The following is a 15,380-nucleotide window of genomic DNA, read 5'->3' on the forward strand; positions in this document are numbered from 1 at the left end:
GCTAAATCTGTGGCGAGGGAGCTTGCTCCCGTGACGGCCTGGCAGCCGACACAGATATAACTGATGCCCCGCGATCCAATGTGCGAGCTGGCTTGCCTGCGATGAGCATAGGTATCTACACAACTTTGTGGGTTGTAACAGCAGACGGTAACCACGATGCGAAGCGAGTCGCTCTTGATCTGCTTTTGATCTTGATCTCAGGCGCCCCGTTAAACCACGCTGGCCGAACGCAGGCTTGAATTCGTGGGTAACCCGGCAGGACGCCGGGTTAGCCGCCCCGCGCCATGGATGGCGCGTGGCGGCGGCCCACGGATTCAAGCCTGTGTTCGGGCACACCGAGCCTAAGCGAGGTGCCGAGTGGTGGGGCAAGAGCGTTTTGCTTACTTTTGCGCTTTTCAAAAGTGAGCCGCTGTAAAAGCGGAACCCTAAGTGGCCGTTACCGCAGGAATGGATATGTACTCGGTATAACTGCGTCGGCTGTCAGGCCGCCATCGCAGGCAAGCCAGCTCCCACATTTGGATCGCGGTGCACCAGCTCGATCAGCGTCGGCTGCCAGGCCGTCACGGGAGCAAGCTCCCTCGCCACAGGTCCAGCTGTGTAGATGCCTATGCTGCAATGAGGCCCTGACAGACAACGAAGATCAAAGCCCCTCCAACTCCGCCATCAAATCACTCAACCGATCCACCTTCTCGGCACTGATCTCATTGCCTGCCACCCCCTCGATATACTCGGCCAACTCCGCCACGGTGCTGCACTCGAACATCGCCCGCAACGGCACATCGCGCTGCAGTGTCTTCTGCACCCGCGAGGCAATCTGCGTGGCCAGCAGCGAGTGCCCGCCCAGTTCGAAGAAGTTGTCCTGCACCCCGACCCGCTCGACCTTCAGCACCTCGGCCCAGATACCCGCCAACGTGGTTTCCAGTTCAGTGCACGGCGCCACATAGTCCTGATTGTGCAACTGGCCGATCTCCAGGGCCGGCAGGGCCTTGCGGTCGAGCTTGCCGTTGGCATTCAGGGGCAGGCGGTCAAGCCATAGCCAATGCAGTGGCACCATGTATTCCGGCAGTTCGGCACGCAGGCGTTGCTTGATGCGCTCCAACTGCTCGCTCGGGTCGAGTGTGGCATCGGCGGCCACCAGGTAGCCGACCAGATGTTTGCCATTGGCCCCCTCTTGCACACCCACCGCCGCGTCGCGCACGAGGGGTTGTTCATGCAGGCGCGCTTCGATTTCACCCAGTTCGATGCGGTAGCCGCGAATTTTCACCTGGTGGTCGATACGCCCGACATACTCCAGCACCCCATCGCTGCGACGCCGTGCCAGGTCGCCGGTACGGTAGAGGCGCTCACCAGGCGCGCCAAAGGGGTTGGGTACAAACACCTGGGCGGTGCGCAGCGGATCGCTGACATAGCCACGACCGACACCGGTGCCGGCGACGCACAACTCGCCCACCGCCCCTTGAGGCACCAGCTCTAAAGCGCCGTCCAGCAGGTACAAGCGGTTGTTGTCGGTCGGCGTACCAATCGGCAGGTAAGTGCCACGGGTCGACGCCAGATCGACGCGGAAGAACGCCACATCATCGGAGCATTCCGCCGGGCCGTAAGCATTCACCAGGCCAATCTGCGGGTAACGCAGCAGCCACTGATGGGCCAGCTCAGGTGGCATGGCCTCCCCGGTCGGCAACATCCAGCGCAGGCCCTCGAGGCTGATACGCTCCTGGGCCAGCATGCCCTGAATCAGCGACGGCACACTCTCCAGCACGGTGATGCCCTGTGCTTGAACATGGGCCAGCAACCCTTGCGGATCATGGGCGATGGTATTGGGCACAATGTCCACCCGTGCGCCAAACAGCGGCGCGGCGAGGAACTGCCACACGGAAATATCGAAGCTTTGCGACGCGGTCTGGGCAATCACATCGGCATCGCTCAGGTTGAGGTACGGCACCTTGCTCAACTGGTTATTGAGCATGCCACGCTGTTCGACCATCACGCCCTTGGGCAAGCCGGTGGAACCCGAGGTGTAGATCACGTAGGCAAGATTGTCCGGGCCGCTGTAGACACCGGGGTTTTCGCCACGGGCGGGCACTTCCTCCCACACCAGCAGTTGGCAATCAACCCCTTGCAGCAACTCGACGGCCTGCTCGCGGCACGCCTCGGTGCACACCAGCAGCGGCGTGCGGCTCATGTCGATGATGCGGCTCAGGCGCGGGCCGGGCAGCCCTGGGTCCAGCGGCAGGTAACCGGCACCGGCCTTGAAGCTGCCGATGATCATGCCGAGCAAGTCCAACCCACGTTCAGCCAGCAACGCCACCGGTTGGTCCAGGCCCACACCGGCCGCAATCAACGCGTGGCCCAGGCCGTTACTGCGGCGGTTCAGTTCGTCGTAGCTCCATTGCTGGTCCAGGCAACTGGCGGCGATGCGCTGCGGATGCTCTGCCACCTGGGCCTCGAACAGCTCGATGTAGCTCGTCTCCAGCGGATAGGCTCGCTCACTCTGGTTACAGCCCGCCACCAGGAATTCACGTTCCTGCTCGCCAATCAGCGCCAACTCGGCCATGTCGCCATGGAAGCCCTGCACCAGCGCCAGCAACAGGCGCTTGAACTCAGCGAGCATGCCTTGCACGGTGCTTTCGTCGAAATAACGCTGGTCGTAGGACAGGTGCAAACCGAGGTCATCGCCGGGGTAGCACACCGCCGTCAGCGGGAAGTTGGTGTGGGTACGCCCGGAATCCGAGGTGGCGTTCAGGCTTTGTGCACGGTCCAGCACCGAGACTTCCACTGGCGCGTTCTCAAACACAAACAGGCTGTCGAACAGCGGCTGGCCCTTGGGCAATTCGCTGTGTTCCTGGATCGTCACCAACGGAAGGTATTCGTACTCGCGCAGTTGCATATTGCTGTCGAGCAAGGCGCTCAACCACTGGCGCACGCTGCACGTCTGGCCGTCCTCGGGCAGTTTCACCCGCAGCGCGATACTGTTGATAAACAGCCCCACGGTGCGTTGCATCTCGGGCATGTCCACCGGGCGCCCGGCCACGGTGACGCCGAACAGCACGTCGCGATCGCCACTCAAACGCCGCAGCACCAAGGCCCACGCCGCCTGGGCGAAGGTGTTGACGGTGAGCTGATGCGCCTGGGCCAGTTCGCGCAGTTGCGCACCGTCGCGGGCATCCAGGCGGGTGTAGCAGTCGCCCACCACCATGCCGCCACTGCCACCGGCGTGTTCGCGCAGGAACGGGCGGTCACTCGGGATCGGCGTGGCGCGCTCGAAGCCTTGCAAGTTTTGCTGCCACCACTGGCGCGCCTCGTTGAGGTTCTGGCGTTGCAGCCAGGCAATGTAGTCGCGATAGCGCGGCGGCGTCGCCAGTTGCGCATCGCGGCCTTCGCCCAGGGCTGTGTAGATATCGAAGAAGTCATTCATCAGCAGCGAACGGCACCAGGCATCGATCAGGATGTGGTGGTTGCTCATCATGAACCAGTAGCGCGCCTCGCCCACGCGAATCAGGCGCAAGTGGAAAGGCGCCTGGTTGAGCAGGTCAAAACCGGCTTCGCGCTCGGCCTTGAGCAAGGCTTGCAGACGCGGCTCGTGCTCATCCTGCGGGTCGGCGCTCCAGTCTAGGTACTCGATCGGCGTACTGCCGGGCTTGTGGATCACTTGCAGCATGTCTTCGCCGACGTTCCAGCAGAACGAGGCGCGCAAGGCTTCGTGGCGGGCGATCACCGCTTGCCAGGCCTGGGCAAAACGCTCCGGGTCCAGGGCGCTGTTGATGCGGTAGCGGTCCTGCATGTAATACAGGCCGGTGCCGGGCTCCAGCAGGGTGTGCAGCAGCAAGCCCTCCTGCATCGGAGTCAGCGGGTAGACGTCTTCGATGGCGCTGGCCGATACCGGCAAGGCGTCCAGTTGCACCTGGGTCAGGCGCGCCAGGGGGAAGTCGGACGGCGTGAGGCCACCGGCATCGTCCTGCAGGCAATGGGCGATAAGGCTGTGCAATTCGGCCAGGTAAGCTTCGGCCAGATCGCGAATTACCTGCTGATCATGCCGCTCACGGCTGAACGTCCAGCGTAGCACCAGCTCGCCGCCGTAGACCTGGCTGTCGATGCTCAGTTCATTGGGCAATGGCGCATCCGGGTCATGGGCCAGGCCGGCGGATTCCTCCAGCGGATGGAACAGCGCGTCAGTGCCAAAGCTCTGGTCGAACTGGCCAAGGTAGTTGAAGGTGACCTGCGCGCTCGGCAATGCGGCCATGCTCTGCTTGCACAGGTCATCGGCCAGGTAACGCAGCACGCCATACCCCAAACCTTTATGGGGCACGCCACGCAGTTGCTCCTTGATTGCCTTGATCGAGTCGCCCTGCTCGGCCTGCGGCGTCAGACGCAACGGATAGGCACTGGTGAACCAGCCCACGCTGCGGGTCAGGTCGATATCATCGAACAAGGTTTCGCGGCCATGGCCTTCCAGTTGGATCAGTGCCGAGGCCTGCCCGCTCCAGCGGCACAGCACGCGGGCCAGGGCGGTCAGCAACAGGTCGTTGACCTGGGTGCGATAGGCACTCGGCGCCTGTTGCAGCAACTGCCGGGTGCGCTCGGCATCCAGGCGCACGCTGACCGTTTCGGCATCGCTATTGCGCCGTGCGCCTTGGGGACGCTGTACTGGCAAGGCCACGGTGGGGCCAGCTAGTTGCGCTTGCCACAGGCTCAACTCTTCGCGCAAGGACTCACTGTGGGCATAGGCTTGCAAGCGCGCAGCCCAATCGCGCAGCGCGCTGGTTTTGGCCGGCAGGCTGACGGACTGGCCTTCACTGAGTTGGCGATAAACATTTTGCAGGTCTTCCAGCAGGACGCGCCACGACACGCCGTCCACCACCAGGTGATGGATGGCGATCAGCAAGCGCTGCTGGCCTTGCGGCCCGTCCACCAGCAAGGCGCGCAGCAGCGGCCCCTGTGCCAGGTCGAGGCTGCGCTGAGTGTCGGTGAACAACGCCGTGCACGCCTGCATGTCACGCACCTGCGCCTGCAGCAGCACGCCGCCTTCCGGCACGCCCAGGTGTTCGGCATGCCATTGCGCATCGCGCGGGGTAAAGCTCAAGCGCAGCGCGTCGTGGTGTTCCAGCACCGCCAGCAGCGCTTGCTCCAGGCGATGGGCATCGAGCAGTTGCAGTGGCTTGAGCACCAATGCCTGGTTCCAGTGCTGGCGCGCCGGGATATCGGTGTCGAAGAACCAGTGCTGAATCGGCGTGAGGCCCGAGGGGCCGGTCAGCAGCCCTTGCTCGGCGATGATGAGCTCCGAGCGAGTCGCCACGGCAGCCAGGCTCTGTACGGTCTGGTGCTGGAACAGGTCACGGGGGCTGAAATGAATGCCGGCCTGGCGCGCCCGGCTCACCACCTGGATCGACAGGATCGAGTCGCCGCCCAGTTCAAAGAAGTTATCGTCGAGGCCCACTTGCTCCACGTTCAGCACCGCGCACCAGATGGCGGCCAGGCTGTGTTCCAGCTCGCTGCGCGGCGCCACGTAGGCTTGGCGATTGGCCTCTGGGTCCGGCTCAGGCAAGGCGCGGCGGTCGAGCTTGCCGTTGGCGGTCAGCGGCATGCTCTGCAGCACGATCAGATGCGCGGGCACCATGTAGTCCGGTAGTTGCGCCTTGAGGTGCGCCTTCAACGCGTCGCGCAAGGCGGCGTGCTCGGCATCGCTGACCAGGTACGCCACCAATTGCTTGCCGCTCGGCGCATCCAGTGCCAGCACCACCGCTTCGCGCACAGCTTCATGTTCGAGCAACCGCGTTTCGATTTCGCCCAGCTCGATGCGAAAACCGCGGATCTTCACCTGATGGTCGATGCGCCCCAGGTACTCCACCAGGCCATCGGCGCGTTGGCGTACCAGGTCGCCGGTGCGGTACAGGCGCCCGCCCTTGCCAGCAAACGGGTCTGCGACAAAGCGCTCCGCCGTCATCCCCGGCCGCTGATGATAACCCTGGGCCAGGCCGGCGCCGCCGATGTACAGCTCGCCGCTGGCGCCCTGGGGCACCAGCGCCAGGTCGGCGTCGAGAATGTAAGCCACGCGCTCGCCGACGATGCTGCCGATCGGCACGCTGCCAGCGCCCTCCTCCAACTGCTCGGGCGCCAGGCTGGCCAGGGGCATCACCACGGTTTCGGTGGGGCCGTAGGCGTTGAAGAACAGCTGGGGCGTAAACGCCGCACGGATGCGTTGCAGGTGTTCGCCGGTCAAGGCTTCGCCACCGGTGATACACATGCGCACCGGCAGCGTCTGTTGCTGAGTCGCCAGCCACTGCGCCAACTGGCTGCCGTAGCTCGGGGTGAAACCGAGCACATTGATGCGATGGGTACGGATCAGCGCGCAGATTTCCTCCGCATCCCACTGGCCCTGGGCGCGCAATACCACCCGCGCCCCGCACAGCAGCGGCACCAGCAAACGCTCGGTGGCAGCATCGAAGTTGATCGAGTAAAAGTGCAGCTCGCAGTCATCCGGGCGCATATCAAAGCGCTCGATCACCGCCTGGCAATGCATGGCGATCTCACCGTGGGACACCACCACGCCTTTGGGCTTGCCCGTGGAACCCGAGGTATAGATGAGGTACGCCTGGTGTTGCGCCAGACTCACGAACGGCAGCGCTTCGGCGGGGTAATTCGCCAGCACCGGCGAGTCATCCTCCAGGCACCAGCACGCCACCGTCGCCGGCAACTCACCAAGAGCTTCGAACAGCGCCGCATCACTGAGCAGCAGACCGATGTCACTGTCTTCGATCATGTAATGCAGGCGGTCCAGCGGGTATTCCGGGTCCAACGGCACATAGGCACCGCCGGCCTTGAGGATCGCCAGCAAACCGACGACCATTTCCAGCGAACGCGGCAGCGCCAGGCCCACGCGCATCTGCGGGCCCACGCCACGCTCGCGCAGCATCCAGGCCAGGCGGTTGGCGCGCTCATCCAGTTGCGCATACGAGAGGGTCACACCGGCAAAGGTCAGCGCCGGGGCCTCCGGCCGCTGGCTGGCCTGCTGGCTGAACAGTTGATGGATGCACTGGTCGAGGCGATGCTCGCCCTTCTCCACCCCCAGGCTGTCTTGCAAGGCGCGTTGTTCATCTGCGCTCAGCAACGGCAATTCGCTCAGGCGCTGGCCAGGATCGGCGACCAACGCTTCAAGCAAGTTGCGCCAATGCTCGGCCATACGCGCAATACGCGGCTCGTCGAACAGGTCGGTGCTGTAGGTCAGGCAGCAACCCAGGCGATGGTCGAGGTCGGTGACTTCCAGGTTGAGGTCGAACTTGGTCGCCCGCGCATCGTTGGCCAGGTACTCCACGGTCATGCCAGCCAGTTGGCGGCTTTGCTGGAACTCCCAGCGCTGCACGTTGCACATCACCTGGAACAACGGGTTGTACGCCGCGCTGCGCGGCGGTTGCAGGGCTTCCACCAGATGGTCGAACGGCAGGTCCTGATGGGACTGGCCCTCGATCACGGTATGGCGCACCTGCTCGAACAGCTCGCTGACCCGCATCTGCCCAGTGAGCTGGCAACGCAGCACCTGGGTATTGAGGAACGCGCCAATCAAGCCTTCGCTTTCCGGGCGGATACGGTTGGCCACTGGCGCGCCGATGCGCAGGTCGGTCTGGCCGCTGTAGCGGTAGAGCAACACCGCCAGGGTCGCGGTCATGGTCATGAACAGCGTGAGGCCGTGCTGGGCGTTGAAGGCTCGCACGCGGGCGGCCAGCTCATCGCTCAAATCAAACCGGTACAGCTCGCCCCGATGGCTTTGCACCGGTGGCCGCGGACGGTCGCCGGGCAATTCCAGCAACGGGTGTTCGTTGCCCAGTTGGGCGGTCCAGTAGTCCAGCTGACGCTGGCGCTCACCGGCTTCCATCCACTGGCGTTGCCATACGCTGTAGTCGAGGTACTGCACCGGCAACGCTGGCAGCGGTGAGTCGCGCTCGTCGATAAAGGCTTCATACAAGGCGCTGAGTTCACGGGCAAAGATGTCCATGGCCCAGCCTTCGGTGACGATATGGTGCAGGGTCAGCACCAGGTAATGTTCCTGCTCGCCGGCCTTGACCAGGCAGGCGCGCAAAAGCGGCCCGGTTTCCAGGTTGAACGGCGTGTGCGCCTCGACATCGGCCAGTTGCTGCAAACGCTGCTGGCGCTGCGGCTCATTCAGCGCGGAGAAATCCTGCCAGTCCATGCGCACATTGGTTTGCGCCGAGACCTTTTGACAGGCCACACCATCGACACTTGGGAAAGTGGTGCGCAGGGTTTCGTGACGCATGATCAAGGCCTGCAAGGCGGCCTCGAAACGCCCCACATCCAGCACGCCGCGCAGGCGCGCCATGCCGCCGACGTTGTAGGCCGGGCTGTCCGGTTCCATCTGCCAGAGGAACCACATGCGCTGCTGGGAATAGGACAAAGGGACCGGCTGGCTGCGGTCGACTTTGGCGATGGCAGTCTGTTGGTTGCGCTGGCCCGCCGCCTGCATCAGCCCGACCTGCTGGGCAAAATCGCCCAGCTCGCTGGCTTCGAACAGCGTGCGCAGGGGCAGTTCGACGTCACAGGCCTGGCGGGTGCGGGAGATGATTTGCGTGGCCAGCAACGAGTGCCCGCCGAGTGCGAAAAAGTCATCGCGCAGGCCGATGCGTGGCAGGCCAAGCACCTCGCGCCAGATCGCGGCGATTTGCAGTTGCAAAGGTGTGTGCGGTTCGACGTGTTCGCGGGTTTGCCATAACGGCTCTGGCAAGGCACGCCGGTCGAGCTTGCCGCTGGGGCTAAGGGGCATGGCGTCCAGGCGCATCAGCAGCGCGGGCACCATGTACTCCGGCAACTCGGCGGCCAGGGCAGTTTTGACCCTTTGCTCATCCAGTTCGGTATCGGCGGTGTAGTAGCCGATCAACTGTGCATCACGCACCAGCACCACGGCCTGGGCAATGCCTACCTGGGCCAGCAGGCGCGCTTCGATTTCTTCCGGCTCCACCCGGAAACCCCGCAGTTTGACCTGCTGATCGAGGCGCCCGAGGTATTCGAGCACGCCATCGGCGTTCCAGCGCGCACGGTCACCGGTGCGATACAAGCGGGTGCCCGCCGCGCCCAGCGGGTCGGCGACAAAACGTTCGGCCGTCAGCCCGGCACGGCCCAGGTAACCCCGCGCCAGGCCGATACCGCCGATGCACAGTTCGCCCGGCACACCGGCCGGCAACGGGTTGAGCTGCTCGTCCAGTACGCGGCAGATCACATTGCCCAACGGCCGACCAATCGGCGAGCGCTCGCCATCCGAGACGGCGCACTGCCAGTGGGTGACGTTGATCGCGGTTTCGGTCGGGCCATAGCGGTTGTGCAACTGCACCGCTGGCAAGCGCGCCAGTACGCGGTTACGCAGTTCGGCGGGCAAGGCTTCGCCGCCGGAGAACAGGCGACGCAGGCTGGTGCATTCGGCCACCAGCGGCTCGTCGATAAACAGCTGCAACAGCGGCGGCACGAAGTGCAGCGTGGTCACCCCATGTTCCTGCACAAGCTGCGCGATGCGGTGCGGGTCGCGATGTTCGCCCGGCCCGGCCAATACCAGGCGGCAGCCAGTAATCAATGGCCAGAAGCATTCCCACACCGACACGTCGAAACTGATCGGCGCCTTTTGCATCAGCACATCGGTTTCGTTCAGTTGATAGGTGGCCTGCATCCACTGCAAACGCTCGGCCAGGGCGCCGTGGGTGTTGCCCACGCCTTTGGGTTGGCCGGTGGAACCGGAGGTGTAGATCACGTAGGCGAGGTTATCGCCGTGCAGGTGCAAGCCTGGCGCCTGGGTCGGCCAGCTGTCGAGGTGCAGGCTGTCCATGGCAATCACGCACACGCCTTCGGCGCTGGGCAGTTGGGGCAGCAACGCGGTCTGGGTGAGCAGCAGTTGCACGCCGCTGTCCTTGAGCATGTAGGCCAGGCGTTCGGCGGGGTAATCCGGGTCCAGCGGCACGTAGGCGCCACCGGCCTTAATGATGGCGAGCAGGCCGATCAGCAGTTGCGGCGAACGCTCGGCGGCGATGGCCACGCACACGTCCGGGCCGACGCCTTTGTCGCGCAGGTAATGGGCCAGGCGGTTGGCCTGGGTGTGCAATTGGGCGAATGTCAGGCTGCCGTCCTGCCAGACCAATGCGGTGGCGTCCGACGTCTGCTGATTGAGCAGCTCGGGCAGCCAGTGCCGGGCCGGCGCGCAGGGGGCTTCGCTCCAGGGTTGCTGTTCGTCAGCCTGCATCAACGGCAGATCGCCGATGGCGTGTTGTGGTTGCGTACACACAGCGTGAAGTAGATGGATGAAGTGCTCGGCCAGACGCTGGATGGTCGCGCAATCGAACAGCTCGTCGGCGTAGTCGAACGACAGGCTCAAGCGCCCATTGCGGTCTTCTTCGCTGTGCAGTTGCAGGTCGAACTTGGCTTCGCGGCTGTGCCAGGGCAACTCATCGGCCAGCAGGCCCGGCAGGCGGCGCAAGGCACTGAGGTCGCGCTGCTGGTGGTTGAACATGACCTGGAACAGGCCCTGTTCGCGGGCCTGGGGAAAGGCTTCCAGCAGTTGTTCGAAGGGCAGGTCCTGATGGGCCTGGGCGGCCAGTGTGGTCTCGCGGGTGGCGGCCAACAGTTGGTTGAACGGCAGGCGCCCGTCCAGCTCGGCGCGCAGCACCAGGGTGTTGATAAAGAAGCCGATCAGGCCCTGGGTTTCATGGCGTGGGCGGTTGGCATTGGGCACGCCGATACGGATGTCGCGCTGGCCGCTGTAGCGATAGAGCAAGGTCTGGAACGTCGCCAGCAGCAGCATGAAGGGTGTTGAGTCATGGGCCTGGGCGGTCTGGCGGATCGCCGCACTGAGGCGCGCATCCAGGCGCTGGCTATGGCGCGAGGCGCTGTGCCGATGCTGGGCGGCACGCGGGTGATCGGTGGCCAGGTTCAGGGCCGGATGCTCGTCACCCAACTGCGCTTTCCAGTACGTCAGCTGTCGCTGGCCCTCGCCTTCGGCCAGCCATTGGCGCTGCCAACTGCCGTAGTCGGCGTATTGCAATGCCAGCGGCGGCAGCTCCAGGGACTGGCCTTGGGCGGCAGCGGCGTACAGGCGCGAGAACTCGTCGATCAGGATATTCAGCGACCAACCGTCAGCAATGATGTGGTGCAGCGTCACCAGCAGTTGGTGCTCTTCATCGCCCAGGCGCACCAGGGTAACCCGAAGCAACGGGCCTTTTTCCAGGTCGAACGGGCTGCGCGCCTGGTCTTCGCGAACCTCTTGCGCACGGGCTTCGCGCTCGGTGTTGGGCAGGTCACTGAGGTCGATGATCGGCAGTTCGAAATCCGCCGTAGCCTCGACACGCTGGAACGCCTGGCCGTCGCGCTCGCAGAAGCGCGTGCGCAGGGCTTCGTGACGCTGGATCAGTTGCTGGAAGCTGTGGCGCAGTGCGTCTTCATCCAGCTCGCCGCGCAGGTGCAAGGCGCCGGGAATGGTGTAGGCACTGCTGTGAGGGTCCAATTGCCAGGTGATCCACAGGCGGTTCTGTGCCAGGGATTGGGGCAGGTCTTCTTGACGTGACAGCACGTGGATTGCGCCTTGGGCCACGCCGCCATCCTGTTGCAGTTGCGCGACGGCCGTGGCGAAGGCGGCGAGGGTCGGCGCTTCGAACAGCAGGCGCAGGCTCAGTTCCAGCCCCAGGCTTTCGCGCAGGCGGGCGACCACTTGGGTCGCGGTGATGGAGTTGCCCCCCAGCAGGAAAAAGTGATCGTCGCCCGCCACATGAGCCAGTTGCAGTTGTTCGCACCAGATCGCCGCGATCTGCTGTTGCAGGTCCGATTCCAGCGCCACTTCGCTCGCCTGCCCCGGCTGCCCGGGGAACTGCGCGTAGCTGTCGAGGCTGCCATCGGCATGCCGAATCGCACAGGCCGCACGCTGCACTTTGCCGCTGGAGGTCTTCGGCAAAGCGCCTGGGTTGAGCAGCACCACCACGCTCGGAGCTTGCTGGCAGGCCTCGGCCACGGCTTGGCGGATCGCTTTGATCAGCGCTTCGGGCGGCAGGATTTTCTGCACGCTGCGGCTGATTTCCGCGGCGATGCCGATGCCTTCCAGGCCCTGGTCATTGACCGCAAACGCGGCGACCCGACCCTTGCGCACCACTTCCACTTCGCGCTCGATGGTCTGTTCGATGTCCTGGGGGTAAAGGTTGTGGCCGCGCACGATCAGCAGGTCTTTCAGGCGCCCGGTGATGTACACCTCACCGTCGCGGATAAAACCCAGGTCACCGGTGCGCAACCAGGTGCGGCCAGCATGCTGAACGAAGGTCTTGGCGCTGGCTTGCGGGTTGCGCCAGTAGCCGTGGGCGATGCTCGGGCCCGTGGCCCAGAGTTCGCCGACGCACTGGTCGGGCAGCTCGGTGAGGGTGTGCGGGTCGGCGATCAGCACGGCGTGGTCCGGCTGGCTGGTGCCGCAACTCATGATCGCAGGGCCCTGCCCCGGTTCGGCACGGTTGGCGGCCAGCGCCTGTTCGTCCAGGCGCAGGGCGGGAATGCCATGGCCACGGGTGCCGCCGGCGACAAACAGGGTGGCTTCGGCCAGGCCGTAGGAGGCGAAGAAATTATTCGGGGTGAAACCACAGGCCGCGAATTTTTCCGCGAAGCGTTCCAGGGTGTCGAGGCGGATCGGCTCGGAACCCGAATAGGCGACGCGCCAGCGACTCAAATCCAGGCGCTCCAGGGCCGACTCACTGACCCGTTCGCTGCACAGGCGGTAGGCGAAGTCCGGGCCACCGCTGATGGTGCCGCCGTATTCGCTGATCGCCTCCAGCCAGCGCAAAGGTCGGCCAAGGAAGTAGGCCGGCGACATCAACACGCAGGGCACGCCGCTGAAGATCGGTTGCAGCAGGCCGCCGATCAGGCCCATGTCGTGGTACAGCGGCAACCAACTGACGATCACGTCATCGGGGTTGAGGTCGATGCCAAAACCACGGCGGATCAGCACTTCGTTGGCCACCAGGTTGCCGTGGCTGACTTGCACGCCTTTGGGCAATGCGGTGGAGCCGGAGGTGTATTGCAGGAACGCGATGTCGTCCGCCTTGAGGTCGGGCTCGACCCACTGGTCGGCCTGCTGCGCCTCCAGGGTGTCGACGCTCAACACCTTGGGCGCGTTTTCAATCTGCGCCAGGCCCTCGCTGAGGCTGGCAATGGTCAACAGCAGCCGCGGCTCGGCATCGCTGATGATCGACAGCAGGCGCTCCTGGTGATGACGACGCGTGGATTCCGGTGGATACGCCGGCACCGCGATCACCCCGGCGTACAGGCAACCAAAGAACGCCGCCACATAGTCCGGGCCACTCGGGAACAGCAACACCGCACGCTCGCCCAGGCCAGCGTTGGCTTGCAAGGCAGCGGCGATGGTGCGGGCGCGTTGGTCGAGGTCGCGATAACTGAGCACCACACTGTGCTCGGCGCTCTCGGCGAGGAAGCGCAACGCCACCTGGTCCGGCGTCTGCGCAGCACGCTGTTGAAGGGACTGGACCAGGGTGCGGGGGAGTTCGAAGGCGTCCATCATGGGGTTCCTGCCTGAAATCGGCTTACGGGAAATTCGGGAAGTCGGTGGGGTTCAGCCGGCGACGAGCTGGCGCGCCGCGCCAATGCGCCAGCGCGCCAAGTGCTCGTCGGCATAGCGACGCACGCAGCGCAGCACGGCGCTTTCGTGCTGCACGAGGAAGAAGTGATGGCCGTCAAACATGTCCAGGGAAAACCCACTGGCGGCGTCGAGTTGCCAGTCGAGCAACTGGTCGGCACGCACGCTGTCTTGCTTGCCACCAAACACATGAATCGGCAGCGCCAGGGGCTGGCGCTCGCCATAGGTGAAACTGCCGCACAGCAGAAAATCGGCGCGCAGGATCGGCAACATCAGTTGCATCAGCTCGGGGTTGGCCAGGGCTTCTTCGGCGGTGCCCTGCAATTCGCGCAGCCGGGCAATCAGTTGGGCATCGGTCTTTTCTACGGCGTACTCGCTCACATCACGACGCGCCGGACCCGCCGTGCCGGACACGAACAACGCCAGGGGCGCGGGCAGATTGCGCGCGTTCAGAGCGTGAGCCAATTCAAACGCCAACAACCCGCCAAGGCTGTGGCCGAACAAGGCATAGGGGCCATCGAGATCACGGCTGATTTCTTCAGCAAGCTGCGCGGCCAAGGCCTTGATATCGCGCTGCAATGGCTCGTCCATGCGCATGCCGCGTCCCGGCAATTCCAGCGGGCACACTTGCAGCCAGTCCGGCAGGACCCGGCGCCAGCGAGCGTAGACCGAGGCGCTGGCGCCTGAGTGGGGCAGGCAAAACAGGCGCAGCCGCAGGGACGTACTCATCCCGCGAGGACTCCGAACTGAAACACGCTGAATGCACGATAAAAACCCATCTGGTCCTCCTGCGGGTGCTGATCCTTGGCCGTTGTACTAACGAACCTGTCACCCATGAGAACGGACGGAGCCTTCAAATAATTAGTCGCCGGGGGCGAGCGAGACGTGGTTCACACCTTTGCCCAAGGCATAAGATTAGTTCGTCTTCTCATTTGACAATCATTATCATTAAGCATAATTTGTTGCCCGATATGTAGGAGGCCTCAGCAGGGATGCCCTCCCCTAACCTATTCGCAGCAAGGTGATTTCCATGACGGAACAAGTATCCACAGGCAGGTGCGATTCACCCCTTCTCCAGGCGTTCGTCGACAATCGACTGATTTTGGTGAAGATCGCGGCCCGTATCACCGGGTGCCGCTCCCGCGCCGAAGACGTGGTGCAGGACGCCTACTTCCGGCTGCAGTCGGCGCCGACCATCACCTCATCGTTCAAGGCCCAACTGAGTTATCTGTTTCAGATCGTGCGCAACCTGGCGATCGATCATTACCGCAAGCAGGCCCTGGAGCTCAAATACTCCGGGACCGAAGAGGAAGGCTTGAATGTGGTTATTCATGGCGCTTCACCGGAAACCTCGCACATCAATTTCAACACCCTGGAAAACATCGCCGACGCCCTGACGCAACTGCCCCAGCGCACCCGCTACGCGTTCGAGATGTACCGCTTGCATGGCGTGCCGCAAAAAGACATCGCCAAGGAGCTTGGGGTGTCGCCGACCTTGGTGAACTTCATGATTCGCGATGCGCTGGTGCATTGCCGCAAGGTGTCGGGCAGTCATAGTGATACGTTTGCGCGGCGGGTTTGAGCGCAGCACAGATATCTGTAGGTGAGGGCTTGCGACGGTAACCACGATGCGAAGCGAGTCGCTCTTGATCTTGCTCTCTTGATCTTGCTCTGCTTGTGATCTTGATCTGGCTTTTGATCTTAGGCGCCCCGTTAAACCACGCTGGCCGGAATTCGACAGGGATTTGGGGGGTAAACCGGCAGGGAT

General features: G+C 63.9%; 3 protein-coding genes. 1 reads left to right on the forward strand and 2 read right to left on the reverse strand.

The features are described from left to right. Positions 1-640: 640 nt before the first annotated feature. Together AC1RAC_RS18220 and AC1RAC_RS18225 are read right to left on the reverse strand one after the other, a co-directional pair. Positions 641-13,537, reverse strand: coding sequence for a non-ribosomal peptide synthetase (locus AC1RAC_RS18220; protein WP_492616870.1), 12,897 nt, complete (start codon positions 13,535-13,537; stop codon positions 641-643). A 51-nt stretch (positions 13,538-13,588) separates the two neighbouring features. Then, positions 13,589-14,341 carry a thioesterase II family protein gene (locus AC1RAC_RS18225; RefSeq protein ID WP_096143389.1) on the reverse strand — a complete coding sequence of 251 codons (753 nt, stop codon included), beginning with the start codon at positions 14,339-14,341 and terminating at the stop codon, positions 13,589-13,591. A 301-nt stretch (positions 14,342-14,642) separates the two neighbouring features. Here AC1RAC_RS18225 and AC1RAC_RS18230 point away from each other — a divergent pair, with 301 nt between their 5' ends. Further along, positions 14,643-15,194, forward strand: coding sequence for an RNA polymerase factor sigma-70 (locus AC1RAC_RS18230; RefSeq protein WP_032904207.1), 552 nt, complete (start codon positions 14,643-14,645; stop codon positions 15,192-15,194). The last annotated feature ends 186 nt before the right edge of the window (positions 15,195-15,380 follow it).

It is taken from the genome of Pseudomonas sp. GW823-FHT02F05, assembly GCF_058797315.1.

Coding starts and splice junctions, on each gene's coding strand:
- AC1RAC_RS18220 (WP_492616870.1), bottom strand. CDS start 13,537: ATGATGGACGCCTTCGAACTCCCCCGCACCCTGGTCCAGTCCCTTCAA.
- AC1RAC_RS18225 (WP_096143389.1), bottom strand. CDS start 14,341: ATGAGTACGTCCCTGCGGCTGCGCCTGTTTTGCCTGCCCCACTCAGGC.
- AC1RAC_RS18230 (WP_032904207.1), top strand. CDS start 14,643: ATGACGGAACAAGTATCCACAGGCAGGTGCGATTCACCCCTTCTCCAG.